We start from the raw sequence: 17,902 nt of genomic DNA, 5'->3' as shown, positions 1-17,902 counted from the left end.
TATATCGTTGGATATTACAGCGCACTAAGACCGCACGAATATAACGGTGGATTACCCCCAAACGAATCGGAAAATCGATACTGGAAAAACTCTAACTCGGTGGCCAGTTTTTGTTGACCACTTCACATCCAGATGTTCTGCTTTATGGATATACGCAGCACGTACACCATTACGCTCCTGATGGCTCATCTGACGTTCCACAGCATCGCGGGACCACAAACCTGATTCAATCAATGCACTGCACGCCATCGCCCGGAATCCATGGCCACAGACATCCTGGGTTGTGTCATACCCCATCACCCTCAGGGCTTTATTTACAGTATTTTCACTGATTGGTTTACGCGGGTCATGTGCTCCCGTAAAGATCAGACCATTTTCACCAGCCCATGTCTGTAGTTCTGTCAGTATGGCTACAGCCTGTTTGCTGAGTGGCACAAGGTGTGGTGTTCGCATCTTGGAGCCCCGGTGTGAGAATTTTACGCCTGGCAGGGGTTCGCGTTCGGCTGGAATAGTCCACATGGCATTGTCAATATCAATTTCAGACCAGCGGGCGTATCTGAGTTCACTGGAACGAATAAAAACCAGTAAATTCAGCATAACGGCAAGCTGGGTGACAGGTTGCCCCTTGTAACTGCCAATACGCGACAAAAGTTCAGGCAGGCGAGAAAGATCAAGAGCGGGGCGATGCTGGCGTTTTACCGTAGTCAATGCGCCAGCCATATCCAGAGCAGGATTATATCTGATGATGCCAGACTGTACGGCATAACGCATTACGGCAGATATTCTTTGCTGCAGACGACTGGCGATTTCATAAATTTGTTTAGCTTCTGCAGCACGAACAGGGATAAGCAGATCCGGGGTATTGAGTGTTGTGATATCCCGGTTGCCGATAAAGGGGAAAACGTGAGTCTCGAGGCTTTTGAGTACTTTATCGCTGTGTGATTGTGCCCATTGTTTATTACTGGCATGCCAGCGTCGTGCAATATGTTCAAAAGAGAGCTGTAAATCAGGGACTACTTTTTTAGCTCTTTTCTGTTCGCAAGGGTCAACCCCCTCCGAAATCAGTTTTCGGGCCTCATCCCGTTTTGTACGAGCTTCGGAGAGAGAAACTTCTGGATACACACCAAGTGCCAGAGTCTTCTCCTTACCCAGAATACGATAACGGAGACGCCAGTAACGGGAACCATTAGGATGTACCAGCAGGAACATGCCAGCCCCGTCAGTGAGTTTATAAGCCTTGTCAGTGGGCTTTGCAGCCCGGATTTTTGCGTCAGTCAGTGCCATAGTTCAGCCTTCTGAATGCGTTAAAGAGGGTACAAATTCTGTCGAACTGGGGTATACCCGCAATTATACCCACACAATGGGGTTGATGTGAGGGGAATCTGGTTGAGTTCGGTAGAATTGATTTGTAGGCAGAACGCTTAAATCGTGGCGTTCTGAAACGAAAAACGGACCTCCGTGGAGGTCCGTTGATATGAATTTGGTGCCCGGACTCGGAATCGAACCAAGGACACGGGGATTTTCAATCCCCTGCTCTACCGACTGAGCTATCCGGGCAACGGGGCGCATTAAACCTGATTCGCCTCGTCTCGTCAATTAAATTTCTTCAATTTATAGCAGACTGCACAATCTATCATCACTTTGCCGTTACTACACGCATCATCAGACAAACCAGGCGCTCCAGGCGGCGGAAAGAGGCATTGCCAGAAGTAGTGCTGGAAGCATGTTGACCACCGGAAATAGTTTAATGCCGCAGATGCGTAAGCCGGTTGCTAGCAGCAGCAAACCACCTACGGCGCTGAAGTCCGCCATCATCGATGGTGTTGTCAGCGGTAATATCAGCGCAGCAGCCCAGGCCAGCGTTAACTGGATGATCAGCAATGGAATACTAATCACCGATACCGCAATGCCAAGTGAACAGGCGAAGATCATCGCGGTAAAGAAATCCAGAAATGACTTGGCGATTAAAATGCTCGGATCGCCGGTCATCCCTTCATTCATCGCGCCGAAGATCCCGGTGCCGCTGGCACAAAACAGGACAATAATCGCGACAAAATTCTGAATAAAAGATTCATGCGCTGGCTTTTTACGCGAGTGACGAAACAAATTTTGCGCTTTAGCGACTGCGGTATTAACACCTTTTTCCAACAAACAAATTTCACCAATTAATGCACCGAGTAGCGTCGCTAAAACCATCGCCGGAAGGTTGGCGCATTTCACCACCAGTAAAATACCAATTCCCAACGATGCCAGACCAAAAATGGATGTCATAGAGACACGGATCCGTTCCGGTAAGCGTTGACTAAGCAGTGCGCCGAGGACGCCACCCAGTAATACTGCACTAGCGTTGATAAAAGGGCCGATGACCACAAGAGTTCCTGTTAATTGTGTTGTTTGATGTTTTTATTATGAACTTTTTGTCCCGCCGATTGCTTGTCTGACCGCAAAGTCCTGGCTTGCACGCTCTGGTGAAAGGTGCCATGATTGCGCGAATTTTCTCCTTGTTGTACGGAGTTTGCCCGATGCACGCCACCTCCTTACATTCTCTTGTTTATCGCCGTTTTGCGCGAAACGCTTCCCTTTCCATATTACTGCTCATGCGGTGAAGTTAACGCACGCTCACTGTAGGACAACAGTAAAATCAGAGCCATTCTGCTTTTACTGATGTCTGGCGGTCGGAGCTGGTGACCAGTTTGACCCACATCTCATGCGGCAGGTTTTTACACCTTGCCCGGTATTTTTACCTCCCCGAAACGGGTTTTACATTTATGAAATCAATGAGTATTGCCGCCAGTAGTGAACTGGTTTCCCGAATTTCTACCCATCGTCGCGTGGTGGCGCTGGAAGATACTGATTTTACGGACGTCGCGGCAGTCGTCATTACCGCTGCGGATAGCCGCAGTGGCATTCTTGCGTTACTTAAACGCACTGGTTTTCATCTACCGGTGTTTTTGTATTCCGAACAGATTGTTGAATTGCCTGCGGGCGTCGCGGCGGTAATCAATGGCAACGAGCAGCAGTGGCTGGAGCTGGAATCTGCAGCCTGCCAGTACGAAGAGAACGTGTTGCCGCCGTTTTATGACACGCTGACGCAATATGTTGAGATGGGCAACAGCACTTTTGCTTGCCCGGGTCATCAACATGGCGCGTTCTTTAAAAAGCATCCTGCGGGGCGTCATTTTTACAATTTCTTCGGTGAGAACGTTTTTCGTGCCGATATGTGCAACGCCGATGTGAAACTGGGCGATCTGCTTATTCATGAAGGCTCAGCGAAGGATGCGCAGAAGTTTGCGGCCAAAGTGTTTCATGCTGATAAAACCTATTTTGTGCTTAACGGCACTTCGGCAGCAAACAAAGTGGTTACCAATGCGCTGTTAACGCGTGGCGATCTGGTACTGTTCGATCGTAACAATCATAAGTCGAATCATCACGGTGCATTGATTCAGGCTGGGGCGACGCCGGTGTATCTGGAAGCCGCGCGTAACCCGTTCGGTTTTATCGGCGGTATTGATGCGCATTGTTTTAATGAAGACTATTTGCGCCAGCAAATTCGTGAAGTGGCACCAGAAAAAGCCGAACTACCGCGCCCGTTTCGCCTGGCAATTATTCAGTTAGGAACTTATGACGGTACTATCTATAACGCTCGCCAGGTGATCGAGACCATTGGGCATTTGTGCGATTACATTCTGTTTGATTCCGCGTGGGTCGGTTACGAGCAGTTTATTCCGATGATGGCAGATAGCTCGCCGTTACTGTTAGAACTTAACGAAAACGATCCGGGGATCTTTGTTACCCAGTCGGTGCACAAACAGCAGGCGGGATTCTCGCAGACTTCGCAGATCCACAAAAAAGATAACCATATTCGCGGGCAGGCGCGCTTTTGCCCGCATAAGCGGTTGAATAATGCCTTTATGCTCCACGCCTCCACCAGTCCGTTCTATCCGCTGTTTGCTGCGCTGGACGTTAACGCCAAAATCCATGAAGGGGAGAGCGGTCGTCGACTGTGGGCGGAGTGTGTTGAGTTGGGCATTGAAGCGCGCAAGGCGATTCTTGCACGCTGTAAGCTGTTTCGCCCGTTTATCCCGCCCGTTGTTGGTGGCAAATTGTGGCAGGATTATCCGACGTCAGTATTGGCCAGCGACCGTCGCTTCTTCAGTTTTGAACCGGGGGCGAATTGGCACGGCTTTGAGGGATATGCCGCAGATCAGTATTTTGTTGATCCGTGCAAGCTGCTACTGACCACGCCCGGTATCGATGCCGAAACCGGTGAATATAGCGACTTTGGTATTCCTGCGACGATTCTGGCGCACTATCTGCGTGAGAATGGCATTGTGCCGGAAAAGTGCGATCTCAACTCTATTCTGTTCTTATTAACCCCGGCGGAGAGCCACGAGAAGCTGGCACAACTGGTCGCAATGTTGGCACAGTTTGAACAGCATATTGAGGATGACTCGCCACTGGCTGAGGTGTTGCCGAGCGTTTATAACAAATATCCGGTGCGCTATCGCGACTATACCCTGCGCCAGTTGTGTCAGGAGATGCACGATCTGTATGTCAGTTTCGACGTCAAAGACCTGCAAAAAGCGATGTTCCGCCAACAGAGTTTCCCGCCTGTAGTGATGAATCCCCAGGATGCGCATAGCGCCTATATTCGTGGTGAAGTGGAGTTAGTGCGTATTCGTGATGCCGAAGGGCGGATTGCGGCGGAAGGCGCGCTGCCGTATCCACCTGGCGTGCTTTGCGTGGTGCCGGGGGAGGTATGGGGAGGCGCGGTACAGCGTTATTTTCTCGCACTGGAAGAAGGCGTGAATTTGTTGCCGGGGTTTTCGCCGGAGCTACAAGGTGTCTATAGCGAAACCGATGCCGACGGCATGAAACGTTTATACGGTTATGTGTTGAAGTGAGAACAAAAAAACGGGCTACCATCTGGTAGCCCGTTTTTCTTGGCGTAATTAGTGGTTAACCGTCTGTGTGCCCGCCGGGACACGAACGTGTTTGTATTTGAACATCGCCATGAACGCGAAGGCCAGAACCACGGAGTAACCTGCGAAAATCAGCCATACGGTCTGCCAGTCGGTAATGCCGTTTTGGGTATACATCTCAACCACTTTACCGCTCACAATACCGCCGAGGATACAGCCGAAGCCGTTGGTCATCATCAGGAACATCCCCTGCGCACTGGCGCGAATTGCCGGGCTAACTTCTTTTTCCACAAACACCGAACCAGAGATGTTGAAGAAGTCGAATGCGCAGCCGTAGACAATCATTGACAGCACCAGCAGTACAGTACCGAACGGAGTCGGGTCGCCGTAGGCAAACAGCGCAAAACGCAGTATCCACGCCACAATACTGATCATCATTACGTTCTTAATACCGTAGCGGCTTAAGAAGAACGGGATAGTCAGAATGAACAGCGTTTCAGAGATTTGCGAAATCGACATGATGATTGACGCATGTTGCACGATAAAGCTGCTGGCGAACATCGGATCTTTGTCGAAGCTGTGCAGGAAGGTATTACCGAACATGTTGGTAATCTGCAGTTCCGCGCCCAGCAGCATCGAGAAGATGAAGAAAATCGCCATACGCTTGTTTTTAAACAGCGCGAATGCATCAAGCCCCAGCAAAGTCGTCCAGCTCTGATTCGCTTGCTGTTTAGCAACCGGAATATACGGCAGCGTAAAGGTAAACAGCACCAGAACGGCGGAAAGGGCTGCGCCAATATACAGTTGCATGTGGCTTAGTTCGAAGCCTGACAGGCTCACCACCCACATCGCCATAATAAAACCGATGGTGCCCCAGATACGGATTGGCGGGAAATCAGTAACGATATCCAGCCCCGCGTTTTGCAGGCGATAGTAAGAGATGGTGTTGATTAACCCAAGTGTTGGCATATAGGTAAACGAGTTAATCAGGATAACGAGGAACATCGCCTCCGGCGTGGTAACTTGCGCCGCCATGAAGAGAGTAATTGCGCCGATGGTGTGACAAATGGCATATACCCATTTCGCACTTAACCATTTGTCGGCCACAATCCCCAGCAAAGCAGGCATAAAGACCGCGGCGATACCCAGTGAACTATAAACTGCGCCAATAGAAGCACCGTCGAACTTCAGGGTAACGAACATATATGAGCCGAGGGTCGTTAGCCAACTTCCCCACAGGCAGAACTGCAGAAAAGAGAGGATTTTCAGCTGCAGCTTAAGATTCATGTTAATTTCCTCACATCGTGATGCGGATGAGTGTTTTAAAAAGCACATTTGACCGTGCAAGATGATGCGATTCTATCAACTTCGCTGACTGTTTTTTTGTTATCCGTAGCAAATAATTGCAAATAATATCAATTTGCAAGGCGAAATTGTGAAGCGTGTAACACTTTGCCTCGAAGTAATGTCAGAGGCAAAGGTGAAATTATCGACGGCGGTAAGATTTCTGCGCCATGTTCACTTTATAGAGATAGCGGCGAGATTCCGCAGAAGGATGGCGGGTCGTCAAAGTCTGATAAACATCACCTGGCGTCATGGTGTTAATAATATTAGCTGCCTGAATTTTATCATTCGAGAAAACACGTAACACGCTGCCTGCGCCGCCGTTATAGGCGGTGATGACGGCATAACGGCGCGACGTTGGGTTATCAATGCCGCCGAGATAAACATTATTCAGCATCGCCAGATATGCGGTGCCGGTATCAATGTTGCTGGCAGGATCGAACAAGAAACTGCGGCCAGGTATGCCGGATTTCCCCTGTGAGCGGAACACGTCTTTCCCGGCGGTGTGCTGTACTACCTGCATTAATCCCAGCGCATCGGAACGGCTGACCGCATACGGGTTAAATGAGGATTCGGTTTGCATAATCGCCAGAATTAATGACTCATCGACACCATATTTTCGTGACGCCTGGCGAACCATACCGAGATATTTATGCGCACGTTTATCAAGGTGGTTCGGCACCATATTAATGGTTACGCTGTAGATAATACGCAGCCCGTTGCTGCGGCTTTTGAGGCGGTTTTTCAGCAGATAATCCGCGAAATTGCTCGCGCGACCTTCCCAACGAATTGGCTGCCCGGTGTTGTCTACTACCTGACCATAAAGGAAAGGTTCTTTTGATATCGTAATATCATCAACATCGGAATAGAGATCGACCGACCCCGGATCGTCACCCATCAGTAACGTTTTGATAATTGCCCGGCGCAGGTGTGCGACAGGTTCCGTCCCGGCGATGGTTTCGATAGTGATCGTACCATCATCAAAGTTGATGTGGCTGCGGGTTTGATATTGATCGGTGTATTTCACGTAGTCCTTAGGACCGGCGATCACCACCTCTTTGAATCCCCAGATGTTTTCAATATTGTGGGCAAATTGCCCCATCAGAATATCAAAACCGTTGGTATCTTTGACCCAGGCTTCATTATAGGTATCGCCTTTTTTGGTCGTCGAACAGGAGATGAGCAACGGCGCAATCAAAGCCAGCGCGAGATATTTTTTCATCATTCCGGGTGCGTGTTGTGTTTGTTTTTATGCAAGTTGCCGGAGGCGTGCTCCGGCAATGTCTTTTTATTTTTTATCTTCCGGCGTATAGCCTTCGATATGTACCTCTTTACCTTCGAACAGGAAATTGACCATCTCCTGCTCCAGCAGCTTGCGGTGCTCAGCATTCATCATGTTAAGTTTCTTTTCGTTGATCAACATGGTTTGCTTGTGCTGCCACTGCGCCCAGGCTTCTTTGGAAATCTCGTTGTAGATGCGTTTTCCCAGTTCGCCGGGGTATAGCTGAAAATCCTGACCTTCTGCTTCACGCTGCAGGAAAGTACAAAAAATCGTTCTGCTCATAAATTATCCTCTTATCGACTCACGCGCTAAACCGGCGCGCCAGTGCGTAACTGCTGTAACAAACGCTCCACGGGAGCCGCCAGGCCAACTGACGGCGGTTGCGCTAAGTTATACCAGAGCGCATTGCCTTCATCCATGCAACCGGTGAATGACGACACGGGAAGCCACATAGGCACAATATCTAAATGGAAATGGCTGAAGGTATGACGAAACGCGGTGAGTTGCGTCAGGTGACCGGCGTTGATCTGCCGTTGCGCCAGCCATTGCCGCATACTTTCTTCATCAGCAAACTGCGGGAAGCAGTATAAACCGCCCCACAATCCACTTGGCGGACGCTGCGCCAGAAATACTTCATTTTCGTGCTGTAACAGCAGAAAGTAGCCGGTGCGCTCCGGCAGCGTCTGTTTCGGTTTTTTGCCTGGATAAAGTGACCAGCTATCATTGGCCGCGGCAATGCAGCCGTTTTGTAGCGGGCAGAGCGAACACTTTGGCTTCGAGCGCGTGCAGATCATCGCGCCTAAATCCATCATCGCCTGATTAAACCGCTCCACACCGACGGCGGGCGTCACCTGTTCGCTCAAACTCCACAGTTTATTCTCGACCTCTTTTTTCCCTGGCCAGCCGCTTACAGCATAGCAGCGCGCCAGCACGCGTTTGACGTTACCGTCGAGAATCGGAAAGTGCTTACCCAGAGAAAGTGAGAGGATCGCGCCCGCGGTGGAACGCCCGACGCCCGGTAGTGCGGCGATTTCCTCAAAGGTTTCCGGGAATTTTCCGTCGTGTAAGGTGGCAACTTGCTGTGCCGCTTTATGTAGATTGCGCGCGCGGGCGTAATAGCCAAGCCCGGTCCATAAGTGGAGAACTTCATCCAGCGGCGCATTGGCGAGATCGGTCACCGTCGGGAAGCGCGCCATAAAGCGTTCAAAATAGGGGATAACAGTCGCAACCTGAGTTTGTTGCAACATCACTTCTGAGAGCCATACATTGTAGGGCGTCTTGTCAATTTGCCAGGGCAGGGTTTTCCGCCCGTATTTATCGTACCAGTCCAGAACCTGGGCTGAAAATTGCGACGCTTGCATGGTCACCAAATTCACAGTTGTTGGGGGCAAGATTGCAGCACAGCGACGACAGGGTGTAAACCGGAACTTTCCGCAGCCGCGGCCTTATCATGCTTGCATCCGGCAACTAACTTTGGATAATGCCCGTTTTCAGAACACTTTCACAAGCGACTAAATCTTTATGAAAAACGACGTCATCTCACCGGAATTTGATGAAAACGGCCGTCCTCTGCGCCGTATCCGTAGTTTTGTACGCCGCCAGGGGCGACTGACCAAAGGCCAGGAACATGCGCTGGAAAACTACTGGCCGGTGATGGGCGTTGAGTTCAGCGAAGATATGCTGGATTTCCCGACGCTGTTTGGCCGTGAAGCGCCGGTGACGCTTGAGATTGGTTTTGGCATGGGTGCTTCGCTGGTGGCAATGGCGAAAGAGCGTCCGGAGCAGGATTTCCTCGGCATTGAAGTGCATTCGCCGGGCGTTGGCGCTTGCCTGGCTTCCGCGCATGAAGAGGGGCTGAGCAATCTGCGCGTGATGTGTCATGACGCGGTCGAAGTGCTGCATAAAATGATTCCTGACAATTCATTGAGCATGGTTCAGCTCTTTTTCCCTGACCCGTGGCACAAAGCACGTCATAATAAACGCCGTATCGTTCAGGTGCCGTTTGCTGAACTGGTAAAAAGCAAACTGCAACTGGGGGGCGTATTCCATATGGCGACCGACTGGGAACCTTATGCGGAACATATGCTCGAAGTGATGTCTTCCATTGACGGTTATAAAAACCTGTCAGAAAGTAACGATTACGTACCGCGCCCGGAATCACGTCCGGTGACGAAATTTGAACAACGTGGTCATCGTCTTGGTCACGGAGTATGGGACTTAATGTTCGAGAGGGTGAAATAATGGCAAAGAACCGTAGCCGTCGTCTGCGTAAAAAAATGCACATCGACGAATTCCAGGAATTAGGATTTTCGGTGGCATGGCGATTCCCGGAAGGTACATCGGAAGAACAGATTGATAAAACCGTTGATGATTTTATTAACGAGGTTGTCGAACCGAACAAGCTGGCTTTTGACGGCAGCGGTTATCTGGCCTGGGAAGGTCTGATCTGCATGCAGGAAATTGGCAAATGTACCGAAGAACATCAGGCGATTGTGCGTAAGTGGCTGGAAGAGCGCAAACTGGATGAGGTACGCACCAGCGAACTTTTCGACGTTTGGTGGGACTAAGAAAGCATACGGGCGATGACAAACGCAAAACTGCCTGATGCGCTACGCTTATCAGGCCTACAATGGGTATGCAATATATTGAGGTTGCACGATTGAGTAGGCCGGATAAGGCATTTACGCCGCATCCGGCATGGACAATGCGCACTTTGTTATCAATCCGGGCCAGCAAATGCTGGCCTGATTTGTTCTTGAGGGAAGATTATGATGCGCAAAATGCTGCTGGCGGCAGCACTTTCAGTAACGGCAATGACTGCTCACGCCGACTACCAGTGCAGCGTCACACCGCGTGACGATGTGATTGTCAGCCCGCAAACCGTACAGGTGAAGGGCGAAAACGGCAATCTGGTGATCACGCCAGACGGCAATGTGATGTACAACGGCAAGCAATATTCTCTGAGTGCCGCCCAGCGCGAGCAGGCGAAGGATTATCAGGCAGAACTGCGCAGCACGTTGCCGTGGATTGATGAAGGGACTAAGAGCCGCGTTGAGAAAGCCCGCGTCGCACTGGATAAAATTATCGTTCAGGAGATGGGTGAAAGCAGTAAAATGCGCAGCCGTCTGACCAAGCTCGATGCGCAGTTGAAAGAACAGATGAATCGCATTATTGAAACGCGCAGCGATGGCCTGACGTTCCACTATAAAGCCATTGATCAGGTTCGCGCCGAAGGCCAGCAACTAGTGAATCAGGCGATGGGTGGAATTTTGCAGGACAGCATTAATGAAATGGGCGCGAAAGCGGTACTGAAAAGCGGCGGTAATCCGTTACAGAATGTGCTGGGAAGCCTGGGCGGTTTGCAATCCTCCATCCAAACCGAGTGGAAAAAGCAGGAAAAAGATTTCCAGCAGTTTGGCAAAGATGTCTGTAGCCGTGTGGTGACCCTGGAAGATAGCCGCAAAGCCCTGGTCGGGAATTTGAAATAATCCTCTATTTTAAGACGGCATAATACTTTTTTATGCCGTTTAATTCTTCGTTTTGTTACCTGCCTCTAACTTTATAGATCTCCAAAATCCATTCACGTTGTAAATTGTTTAACGTCAAATTTCCTATACAAAGCTAAGGGATAATACGTAGCGTTCACGTAACTGGAGGAATGAAATGGAGTTTTTCAGAAAGACGGCACTTGCCGCACTGGTTATGGGTTTTAGTGGTGCAGCATTAGCATTACCGAATATCACCATTTTAGCGACCGGCGGGACGATTGCCGGTGGTGGTGACTCCGCAACCAAATCTAACTACACAGCGGGTAAAGTTGGCGTAGAAAACCTGGTCAATGCGGTGCCGCAATTGAAGGACATTGCGAACGTTAAAGGCGAGCAGGTCGTTAACATCGGCTCCCAGGACATGAATGATAATGTCTGGCTGACACTGGCGAAAAAAATTAATACCGACTGCGATAAAACTGACGGCTTCGTCATTACTCACGGTACAGACACGATGGAAGAAACCGCTTACTTCCTCGATCTGACCGTAAAATGTGATAAGCCAGTAGTGATGGTCGGCGCAATGCGTCCGTCCACCTCCATGAGCGCAGACGGTCCATTCAACCTGTATAACGCGGTAGTGACCGCAGCAGATAAAGCCTCCGCTAACCGTGGCGTGCTGGTAGTGATGAACGACACCGTGCTGGATGGTCGTGACGTGACCAAAACCAACACAACCGATGTAGCGACCTTCAAGTCTGTTAACTTCGGTCCACTGGGTTACATTCACAACGGTAAAATCGACTATCAGCGTACTCCGGCGCGTAAGCACACCAGCGATACGCCGTTTGATGTCTCTAAGCTGAATGAACTGCCGAAAGTTGGTATCGTTTATAACTATGCTAACGCATCCGATCTTCCGGCAAAAGCACTGGTAGATGCGGGCTATGACGGCATCGTTAGCGCCGGTGTGGGTAACGGTAACCTGTATAAAACCGTATTCGACACCCTGGCAACCGCGGCGAAAAACGGCACTGCGGTAGTGCGTTCTTCTCGCGTACCGACGGGCGCAACCACTCAGGATGCCGAAGTGGATGATGCGAAATACGGTTTCGTCGCCTCTGGTACGCTGAACCCGCAAAAAGCGCGCGTTCTGCTGCAACTGGCGCTGACGCAAACTAAAGATCCACAGCAGATCCAGCAGATTTTCAATCAGTACTAATCGCCTCGCCCCGGTATCGTGCCGGGGCTTTCTCACTTCAGACTCACGTCCATTGTCAATCATAATTATCATGATGATAATCATAGGAATAAATTATTCCACACGAGACTTTCACTGTGAAAAAACAATGGATTGTAGGTACGGCGTTGTTTGTGTTGATGTCAGGTTATGGCTGGGCCGATGGTGAACCGCCAACTGAAAATGTCTTAAAAGATCAATTCAAAAAGCAATATCACGGCATTCTCAAACTGGATGCCATCAATTTAAAAAACCTTGATGCGAAGGGGAATCAGGCCACCTGGTCTGCGGAAGGTGATGTCTCTTCTAACGATGATCTCTATACCTGGATCGGTCAGTTGGCAGATTATCAACTTCTGGAACAGACCTGGGTGAAAGATAAACCCGTAAAATTCTCAGCGATGTTAACCAGTAAAGGAACGCCCGCGTCTGGCTGGACGGTGAATTTTTACTCTTTTCAGGCAGCAGCCAGCGATAGTGGGCGTTTTGTTGATGATATCAAAACGAATAATAAGTACCTGATTGTGAATAGCGAAGATTTCAATTATCGCTTTAGTCAGCTTGAGTCAGCGCTGAATGTGCAGATGAATTCGATTTCGGGGCTGGAAAAGGAAGTGAAAGAGCTTGATAAGCAAATGGTTGCGGCACAGAAAGCGGCGAATGCTTATTGGGGAAAAGGGGCAGATGGCAAGCAAATGACTCGTGAAGACGCTTTTAAAAAAATACACCAGCAACGGGATGCGTTTAATAAACAGAATGATAGCGAGGTGTTCGCGGCTAAATATGACAAAGAGGTCTATCAACCGGCGATTGCGGCATGTCATAAACAGAGTGAAGAGTGTTATGAAGTGCCGATTCAGCAGAAACGGGATTTTGATATCAACGAGCAGCGGCGACAGACTTTTCTGCAATCACAAAAACTCAGCCGTAAATTGCAGGATGACTGGATAAAGCTTGAAAAAGGGCAATATCCGTTAACGATGAAAGTTTCGGAAATAAACAGTAAAAAAGTCGCGATTTTGATGAAGATTGACGATATCAACCAGGCTAATGAACGCTGGAAAAAAGATACCGAACAACTGCGGCGTAATGGGGTGATTAAGTAATTTTTGCGATGATGCATGGCTTGTAGCCGGATGTGGCGTTTACGCCGCATCCGGCAGAACAAGTTTACTCGGCCAGAAACAGTTCCAGCAGTGAATTTAAAAACAACTTCCCATGTTCCGTTATCTGCCAGTAATCCGCACATTCGGTGAGATAACCCTGAGCGATAGCCTTGTCTAACTGAGAGCGAATCACTTCTTCGCAAAGGCCGGTATACTGGCTAAACTCCACGCGTGGCGCGACCTCCAGCAAACGGAAGCGATTCATAAAGAACTCGAACGGCTTATCAGCGGCTTCTACATCACGCTGGCTTTCCAGATAACGCCCCTGCATAAAACCACGCGGGTGACGCGTTTTGGTGGTACGCAGAATGCGCCCGTCCGGGAAGGTCACTTTGCCATGCGCGCCGCAGCCGATGCCGAGGTAGTCACCAAATCGCCAGTAGTTGAGATTGTGTTGGCATTGATAACCCGGTTTGGCGTAAGCGGAGGTTTCATATTGCTGATAACCCGCTGCGGTTAATAACTGATGCCCCTGTTCGAAAATATCCCACAGTGCGTCGTCGTCCGGTAGCACCGGTGGTCGCGAACCAAACAACGTATTGGGTTCGATGGTCAACTGATACCAGGAAAGATGCGGCGGATTCAGTTCAATGGCCTGGCGCAGATCGCCAAGCGCCTCTTCCAGTGATTGATCAGGCAACCCGTGCATCAAATCAAGATTAAAACTACGCAGCCCCAGCCCGCTTGCCAGATTCGCTGCCCGTTTCGCTTCTTGCGGGCCATGAATGCGTCCAAGTCGTTTCAGCTTTTCTTCGCTAAAACTCTGCACACCAATGGAGATGCGGTTCACACCGGCACGCTGATAATCAACAAAGCGATCGGCTTCTACCGTACCAGGATTCGCTTCCATAGTAATTTCTGCATCCGCTGCCAGCGGCAAACGCGCACGCACGCCGTCCAGCAGCGTTTGCATCGCCGGGCCAGAAAGCAGGCTCGGCGTACCACCGCCAATAAATATTGTCTGCACTTCACGACCCTGAGCATAAGCCACATCATTGTCCAGATCGTTAAGCAGATGCTGAACATAATCGTCGTGCGGCACTTCTCCTTTCAACGCGTGAGAGTTGAAATCGCAGTACGGGCATTTCTGCACACACCACGGGATGTGAATGTAGAGACTGAGCGGCGGTAACTTAACCATTACGTAGCGCGTCCAGCAGCAGTTTCAACGCCTGACCACGGTGGGAAATGGCACTCTTCTCTTCGCGAGTCAGTTCGGCAGCGGTTTTGCCTTCAGAAGGCACGAAGAAAATCGGATCATAACCAAAGCCACCAGTACCAGCAGGTTCACGGGTAATCACGCCAGGCCAGCAACCGTGGCACACCAGCGGAGTCGGATCTTCCGCATGACGCAGATACACCAGCACGCAGTGGAAACGTGCCTGACGTTGGTCGTCCGGTACGTCTTTCAGGGTTTCCAGCAGTTTTTGCAGATTCTTTTGATCGGTTGCGTCTTCACCGGAATAACGAGCGGAGTAAATACCCGGCGCTCCGCCAAGCGCATCAACCGCCAGACCGGAATCGTCGGCAATCGCCGGTAAACCGGTCGCTTTTGCCGCGTGGCGCGCTTTCAGGATCGCGTTTTCGATAAAGGTCAGGCCGGTCTCTTCGGCGGAATCGACGCCAAGTTCCGTTTGGGCCACGATATCAAGACCGAAGTCGCTAAGCAGCGACGCCAGCTCACGCACTTTACCGGCATTGCCGGTTGCGAGGACAACTTTTTGCATAGGATACCTAATTAATTAACGCCGCGATTTCTGGCGGGATTTGTTGCGGATTAATGATTTTAATTTGTTTGTGGCGGCCAAGTTCGCCTTTTTCAATCACCACCTGGCTTTTCGCGACCCGGAACTGCTTACCGAGAAACTTCACCAGATGGTTGTTGGCCTGGCCGTCGACCGGCGGTGCGGTAATGGCGACTTTTACTTCGTCGCCATGTAAACCGACAATAGAATCACGGCTGGCTTTCGGCTGGATATAAAGCCGTAATACCAGACCGTCATCGTTTACTGTTACGGCACTCATAACGCCATCCACAGCCCCGGCAGCAGCATGTTTCCGGTTGCCTGTAATACTTCTGCGACACCCATATTGATGACATACAGCAGCAGTACGAGGATCATTGGTGAGAAATCAATCCCTCCCATTGCCGGTAGCAGGCGGCGAATCGGACGCAGTAGCGGATCGGCAAGCTGGATCAGCACATATTCAATTGGGCTGCGACCCTGACTTACCCAGCTCATTATCGCCATCACCAGCAGTACCCAGAAGATCAGCAGGCCGATAGTTTTCAGCAGAATCAGCAAACCGGCAATCCAGATGATCGGCAGGAAGGTTACGACTTTGAACAGGACGATGGCTTTGATGAAACTCAAAATGTACGCCACCAGCAGTGAGGCGCTGTCAATCGGCCCCATTGCCGGAATAACGCGGCGCAGTGGCCCGATAATCGGCTGCGTCACCTTCACCACAAACTGTGAGAAGGGGTTATAAAAATCACAATGAGCCCACTGCATCCAGATGCGTAATAACAGCACCATGGTATACAGCTCAATGACCGTTGAAAGCAGGAAAGTCAACGTATTCATGGCGTTCCTTTAATTCCTTATTTTTTAGAGTAATCACGTGCACCAAAGATAGCAGTGCCGATGCGAACCATCGTGCTACCTGCCGCAATGGCGGCTTCCATATCATCTGACATCCCCAGAGAGAGGGTGTCGACATGCGGGTAGCTCGTTTTCAGTCCGGCAAATGCTACAGCCATTTGGCGTGCAACTTCAAACTGCCTTACATATTCTGACTCTGGCGCGGGGATCGCCATTAGCCCGCGCAGGCGTAAACGCGGTAGTTCTGTGACCGCTGCTGCCAGCTCGTCCAGCTCTGCCAGTTGAATGCCTGACTTACTGTTTTCATCGCTAATGTTGATTTGAATCAGTACGTTAAGAGGGGGAAGTTCTGCCGGACGCTGATCGTTAAGACGGGTGGCGATACGCAAACGGTCGATGGTATGACACCAGTCGAAATGCTCTGCCACCAGGCGGCTTTTATTAGACTGCAACGGGCCAATAAAATGCCACTCTAATCCTGTTACGCCCAGTTCCTGAAAGTGGCGAATTTTATCTACCCCTTCCTGAACATAGTTTTCACCAAATTGACGCTGCCCGGCGTCGATGGCTTCTGCGATGGCGCTCGCAGGTTTTGTTTTACTGACTGCAAGCAGCGTAATTTCTTCTGGAGAACGGCCGCAACGCGTTGCAGCCGTTGAGATTTTGTCCCGAACCTGTGCCAGGTTATGCGCAATATCGTTCATTTTCTGAGGATCTTAGTATGAATATGGAAGAAATTGTGACCCTTAGTGTAAAGCATAACGTCTCGGATCTACACCTGTGCAGCGCCTGGCCAGCACGATGGCGCATTCGAGGGAGAATGGAGGTCGCGCCGTTTGACGCGCCAGACGTCGAAGAGTTGTTGCGGGAGTGGCTGGATGACGATCAACGGGCGATATTGCTTGAGAATGGCCAGCTTGATTTTGCGGTATCGCTGGCTGAAAACCAGCGGCTACGAGGCAGTGCGTTTGCGCAGCGGCAAGGCATTTCTCTGGCGTTACGGTTGTTACCTGCGCATTGCCCGCAGCTCGAACAACTTGGCGCGCCGCCGGTATTGCCGGAATTACTCAATAGCGAGAATGGCCTGATTCTGGTGACGGGAGCGACGGGGAGCGGCAAATCGACCACACTGGCGGCGATGGTTGGTTATCTCAATCAACATGCCGATGCGCATATTCTGACGCTGGAAGATCCTGTTGAATATCTCTATGCCAGCCAGCGATGCTTGATCCAGCAGCGAGAGATTGGTTTGCACTGTATGACGTTTGCATCGGGATTACGTGCGGCATTGCGGGAAGATCCCGATGTGATATTGCTCGGAGAGCTGCGTGATAGCGAGACAATCCGTCTGGCGCTGACGGCGGCAGAAACCGGGCATCTGGTGCTGGCAACCTTACATACGCGCGGTGCAGCGCAGGCGGTCGAGCGGCTGGTAGATTCATTTCCGGCACAGGAAAAAGATCCCGTGCGTAATCAACTGGCCGGTAGTTTGCGGGCGGTGTTGTCACAAAAGCTGGAAGTGGATAAGCAGGAAGGGCGCGTGGCGCTGTTTGAATTGTTGATTAACACGCCAGCGGTGGGGAATTTGATACGCGAAGGGAAAACCCACCAGTTGCCACATGTTATTCAAACCGGGCAGCAGGTGGGGATGTTAACTTTTCAGCAGAGTTATCAGCAGCGGGTGAAAGAAGGGCGCTTGTGAGGCTAAAGCGGCTGATTAGCATCGTAAATATGCCTGATGCGACGCTGACGCGTCTTATCAGACCTACAATCGCTGCCAAATGTAGGCCGGATAAGGCGTTTACGCCGCATCCGGCAAGATGGGCGATGACGCTATCTACAATTTGCCAGGCT

Annotated in this window: 18 protein-coding genes, 1 tRNA gene and 1 pseudogene; 8 read left to right on the top strand and 12 right to left on the bottom strand. The window is 50.5% G+C overall.

The window, feature by feature from the left end; genetic code table 11:
- Positions 1–126 precede the first annotated feature (126 nt).
- The 3 genes and pseudogenes from C7B16_RS18850 to C7B16_RS18840 form a co-directional block, all read right to left on the bottom strand.
- Positions 127–1,284 (bottom strand): annotated as a pseudogene (locus C7B16_RS18850) (tyrosine-type recombinase/integrase); the annotation flags it as partial.
- A 197-nt stretch (positions 1,285–1,481) separates the two neighbouring features.
- A tRNA-Phe gene (locus C7B16_RS18845) sits at positions 1,482–1,557 on the bottom strand.
- A 105-nt stretch (positions 1,558–1,662) separates the two neighbouring features.
- Positions 1,663–2,370 (bottom strand): DUF554 domain-containing protein, encoded by a 708-nt coding sequence (locus tag C7B16_RS18840; protein ID WP_000234506.1) that lies wholly within the window; start codon positions 2,368–2,370, stop codon positions 1,663–1,665.
- A 152-nt stretch (positions 2,371–2,522) separates the two neighbouring features.
- On the opposite strand from C7B16_RS18840, the gene C7B16_RS25050 reads away from it, so the two are divergent.
- On the top strand, positions 2,523–2,606 hold the full coding sequence (locus C7B16_RS25050) for a hypothetical protein (protein WP_212976457.1): 84 nt from the start codon (positions 2,523–2,525) through the stop codon (positions 2,604–2,606).
- A gap of 162 nt (positions 2,607–2,768) precedes the next feature.
- On the top strand, positions 2,769–4,904 hold the full coding sequence (speC, locus tag C7B16_RS18835; RefSeq protein ID WP_000839918.1) for an ornithine decarboxylase: 2,136 nt from the start codon (positions 2,769–2,771) through the stop codon (positions 4,902–4,904).
- Between the two features lie 48 nt (positions 4,905–4,952).
- Here the strand turns inward: speC and nupG are convergent, their stop codons facing one another.
- From nupG to mutY, 4 genes are all read right to left on the bottom strand, one after another.
- Positions 4,953–6,209: a nucleoside permease NupG gene (gene nupG / locus C7B16_RS18830; RefSeq protein WP_107179994.1), complete on the bottom strand. Its 1,257-nt coding sequence runs from the start codon at positions 6,207–6,209 to the stop codon at positions 4,953–4,955.
- 199 nt (positions 6,210–6,408) lie between these two features.
- Positions 6,409–7,488, bottom strand: coding sequence for a membrane-bound lytic murein transglycosylase MltC (mltC, locus tag C7B16_RS18825; RefSeq protein ID WP_001517061.1), 1,080 nt, complete (start codon positions 7,486–7,488; stop codon positions 6,409–6,411).
- 66 nt (positions 7,489–7,554) lie between these two features.
- Positions 7,555–7,830, bottom strand: a complete 276-nt coding sequence (locus C7B16_RS18820; RefSeq protein ID WP_000091700.1) for an oxidative damage protection protein — start codon at positions 7,828–7,830, stop codon at positions 7,555–7,557.
- Between the two features lie 26 nt (positions 7,831–7,856).
- Complete coding sequence (gene mutY, locus C7B16_RS18815) at positions 7,857–8,909, bottom strand: A/G-specific adenine glycosylase (RefSeq protein ID WP_107179993.1); 1,053 nt, start codon at positions 8,907–8,909, stop codon at positions 7,857–7,859.
- 160 nt (positions 8,910–9,069) lie between these two features.
- On the opposite strand from mutY, the gene trmB reads away from it, so the two are divergent.
- The 5 genes from trmB to C7B16_RS18785 all read left to right on the top strand — a co-directional run bounded on the left by trmB (position 9,070) and on the right by C7B16_RS18785 (position 13,382).
- Positions 9,070–9,789 (top strand): tRNA (guanosine(46)-N7)-methyltransferase TrmB, encoded by a 720-nt coding sequence (trmB, locus tag C7B16_RS18805; RefSeq protein WP_000786922.1) that lies wholly within the window; start codon positions 9,070–9,072, stop codon positions 9,787–9,789.
- The gene (locus C7B16_RS18800) at positions 9,789–10,115 is read left to right on the top strand and encodes a YggL family protein (protein WP_001107572.1); all 327 of its coding nucleotides are present in this window, start codon (positions 9,789–9,791) and stop codon (positions 10,113–10,115) included. Before trmB ends, C7B16_RS18800 begins: the two co-directional genes overlap by 1 nt.
- Positions 10,116–10,316: 201 nt before the next feature.
- On the top strand, positions 10,317–11,036 hold the full coding sequence (locus C7B16_RS18795; protein WP_000984801.1) for a DUF2884 domain-containing protein: 720 nt from the start codon (positions 10,317–10,319) through the stop codon (positions 11,034–11,036).
- A 175-nt stretch (positions 11,037–11,211) separates the two neighbouring features.
- Positions 11,212–12,258 (top strand): L-asparaginase 2, encoded by a 1,047-nt coding sequence (gene ansB / locus C7B16_RS18790; RefSeq protein ID WP_000394192.1) that lies wholly within the window; start codon positions 11,212–11,214, stop codon positions 12,256–12,258.
- Between the two features lie 116 nt (positions 12,259–12,374).
- A complete protein-coding gene (locus C7B16_RS18785) occupies positions 12,375–13,382 on the top strand; it encodes a DUF1202 family protein (RefSeq protein ID WP_000745199.1) in 1,008 nt (335 codons plus the stop codon).
- A gap of 64 nt (positions 13,383–13,446) precedes the next feature.
- Here the strand turns inward: C7B16_RS18785 and hemW are convergent, their stop codons facing one another.
- The 5 genes from hemW to yggS are packed head-to-tail and all read right to left on the bottom strand — an operon-like array spanning position 13,447 to position 16,752.
- Positions 13,447–14,583: a radical SAM family heme chaperone HemW gene (hemW, locus tag C7B16_RS18780; RefSeq protein ID WP_107179992.1), complete on the bottom strand. Its 1,137-nt coding sequence runs from the start codon at positions 14,581–14,583 to the stop codon at positions 13,447–13,449.
- Positions 14,576–15,169, bottom strand: coding sequence for an XTP/dITP diphosphatase (locus C7B16_RS18775; RefSeq protein WP_001174757.1), 594 nt, complete (start codon positions 15,167–15,169; stop codon positions 14,576–14,578). The genes hemW and C7B16_RS18775 overlap by 8 nt, the downstream gene beginning before the upstream one ends.
- Positions 15,170–15,176: 7 nt before the next feature.
- Entirely contained in the window at positions 15,177–15,467 is a 291-nt protein-coding gene (gene yggU / locus C7B16_RS18770; RefSeq protein ID WP_001277217.1) for a DUF167 family protein YggU, read from the bottom strand.
- Entirely contained in the window at positions 15,464–16,030 is a 567-nt protein-coding gene (gene yggT, locus C7B16_RS18765; RefSeq protein WP_001094831.1) for an osmotic shock tolerance protein YggT, read from the bottom strand. The genes yggU and yggT overlap by 4 nt, the downstream gene beginning before the upstream one ends.
- 17 nt (positions 16,031–16,047) lie before the next feature.
- Positions 16,048–16,752, bottom strand: coding sequence for a pyridoxal phosphate homeostasis protein (gene yggS, locus C7B16_RS18760; protein WP_107179991.1), 705 nt, complete (start codon positions 16,750–16,752; stop codon positions 16,048–16,050).
- A 17-nt stretch (positions 16,753–16,769) separates the two neighbouring features.
- On the opposite strand from yggS, the gene C7B16_RS18755 reads away from it, so the two are divergent.
- The gene (locus tag C7B16_RS18755) at positions 16,770–17,750 is read left to right on the top strand and encodes a PilT/PilU family type 4a pilus ATPase (RefSeq protein ID WP_001517057.1); all 981 of its coding nucleotides are present in this window, start codon (positions 16,770–16,772) and stop codon (positions 17,748–17,750) included.
- Positions 17,751–17,902: the final 152 nt, after the last annotated feature.

It is taken from the genome of Escherichia sp. 20412-1, from assembly GCF_003027595.1.
Taxonomy (GTDB): domain Bacteria; phylum Pseudomonadota; class Gammaproteobacteria; order Enterobacterales; family Enterobacteriaceae; genus Escherichia; species Escherichia marmotae.
The sequence above is the reverse complement of the archived record's forward strand: the minus strand, read 5'-3'. Positions and strand labels throughout refer to the sequence as shown.

Bases quoted from the DNA above. Each gene is read 5' to 3' on its own strand.
- C7B16_RS25050 (WP_212976457.1), top strand. From the start codon at position 2,523: ATGCACGCCACCTCCTTACATTCTCTTGTTTATCGCCGTTTTGCGCGA.
- speC (WP_000839918.1), top strand. From the start codon at position 2,769: ATGAAATCAATGAGTATTGCCGCCAGTAGTGAACTGGTTTCCCGAATT.
- nupG (WP_107179994.1), bottom strand. From the start codon at position 6,209: ATGAATCTTAAGCTGCAGCTGAAAATCCTCTCTTTTCTGCAGTTCTGC.
- mltC (WP_001517061.1), bottom strand. From the start codon at position 7,488: ATGAAAAAATATCTCGCGCTGGCTTTGATTGCGCCGTTGCTCATCTCC.
- C7B16_RS18820 (WP_000091700.1), bottom strand. From the start codon at position 7,830: ATGAGCAGAACGATTTTTTGTACTTTCCTGCAGCGTGAAGCAGAAGGT.
- mutY (WP_107179993.1), bottom strand. From the start codon at position 8,909: ATGCAAGCGTCGCAATTTTCAGCCCAGGTTCTGGACTGGTACGATAAA.
- trmB (WP_000786922.1), top strand. From the start codon at position 9,070: ATGAAAAACGACGTCATCTCACCGGAATTTGATGAAAACGGCCGTCCT.
- C7B16_RS18800 (WP_001107572.1), top strand. From the start codon at position 9,789: ATGGCAAAGAACCGTAGCCGTCGTCTGCGTAAAAAAATGCACATCGAC.
- C7B16_RS18795 (WP_000984801.1), top strand. From the start codon at position 10,317: ATGATGCGCAAAATGCTGCTGGCGGCAGCACTTTCAGTAACGGCAATG.
- ansB (WP_000394192.1), top strand. From the start codon at position 11,212: ATGGAGTTTTTCAGAAAGACGGCACTTGCCGCACTGGTTATGGGTTTT.
- hemW (WP_107179992.1), bottom strand. From the start codon at position 14,583: ATGGTTAAGTTACCGCCGCTCAGTCTCTACATTCACATCCCGTGGTGT.
- C7B16_RS18775 (WP_001174757.1), bottom strand. From the start codon at position 15,169: ATGCAAAAAGTTGTCCTCGCAACCGGCAATGCCGGTAAAGTGCGTGAG.
- yggU (WP_001277217.1), bottom strand. From the start codon at position 15,467: ATGAGTGCCGTAACAGTAAACGATGACGGTCTGGTATTACGGCTTTAT.
- yggT (WP_001094831.1), bottom strand. From the start codon at position 16,030: ATGAATACGTTGACTTTCCTGCTTTCAACGGTCATTGAGCTGTATACC.
- yggS (WP_107179991.1), bottom strand. From the start codon at position 16,752: ATGAACGATATTGCGCATAACCTGGCACAGGTTCGGGACAAAATCTCA.
- C7B16_RS18755 (WP_001517057.1), top strand. From the start codon at position 16,770: ATGAATATGGAAGAAATTGTGACCCTTAGTGTAAAGCATAACGTCTCG.